The organism is Vibrio ouci, from assembly GCF_004551525.1.
Taxonomy (GTDB): domain Bacteria; phylum Pseudomonadota; class Gammaproteobacteria; order Enterobacterales; family Vibrionaceae; genus Vibrio; species Vibrio ouci.
Genome location: NZ_SATR01000224.1, coordinates 1 through 990, shown reverse-complemented (window position 1 = coordinate 990; position 990 = coordinate 1). Strand labels below are relative to the sequence as shown.

General features: G+C 38.1%; 1 protein-coding gene. It reads right to left on the bottom strand.

Going from position 1 to position 990, the window contains the following annotated elements:
- Positions 1 to 257: 257 nt before the first annotated feature.
- Complete coding sequence (locus tag ELS82_RS25310) at positions 258 to 800, bottom strand: hypothetical protein (RefSeq protein ID WP_208733318.1); 543 nt, start codon at positions 798 to 800, stop codon at positions 258 to 260.
- Between the last annotated feature and the right edge of the window lie 190 nt (positions 801 to 990).

The window sequence follows — 990 nt, the reverse complement described above, 5'->3', positions numbered from 1 at the left end:
ACGAATTTTGACATGTTTTACGGTTGAAGAGATTCAAGGATTTGAGCCGACAATACGGAATTGCCGACTATGAAAAGCGAAATGCCAGAGGGAACAAAAAAATTAGAACAAAGAACTTTTCTGCCCTTTGCCTAACGCCCAATTAAGGTGTGAAGCACGCGACCACGACACTTAATTTGACCACCGTAAACACTGAACTTAACTCAAACCAAAAATGCCAAGCGTGCTGAATCACTCTTAAATTGTTTGTTAGCAATCTATAGCTCGATTTCTTCCGAATCTTCATCAAAGTCAAAATCGTATGGAAAAAGAACAACTTCGTCTTCACTGATGATAGATTCACAATTATTCAGTGTGTCTCTATTAACGATTGGTGTAGCTAAAGCCCCTGTCTTAAATGCTTCTTCACTAATCCACGAAGACTCCCAGATATTGATATCAGGAACATCCACTACAATACTGCATAGAGCTTCATTGAATTGTAAATCGGGTTGAATTGGATAAGATATACGCTGTAACCATATATCTAACGCTCCCGTCCCAAGTACAGATTTAAACTTATTTTTTATCTTAGTTAAGAGTTCAATCTTTTCTTCATCATCTTCGATAAACTTTAAAGTGTTGCTTAAAACTAGTGCACATGATGGGAATGATCTTGGGTTAGTTAGCATTATGTCAGAAATGATACTAATAATTGGCTTAGGGTCTTCCTTAAGTTGGGTTTTACTCTCTAACTTTTTACTTAGCCTAGCCAACTGCTTATCAATTTGCCCTGAATTTGGGTACTTACGAGAAAACATCACTAGTTTCAACAATGACTTTTGTATAGTAGCTTCCCACTGACGGTGTTTTTCAAGATAGTTGCCATCATTTGCTCGCTTATTAAGCAGCTTCTCTTTCTGGATTTAGGTGGACTTCGCCAACTGGCTTACAGTTCCTGATATCACCAGTCCATCGTTCAGGTTTTCGCTGTTTTGCAGCGAGTAATAC

Bases quoted from the DNA above. Each gene is read 5' to 3' on its own strand.
- ELS82_RS25310 (WP_208733318.1), bottom strand. From the start codon at position 800: ATGTTTTCTCGTAAGTACCCAAATTCAGGGCAAATTGATAAGCAGTTG.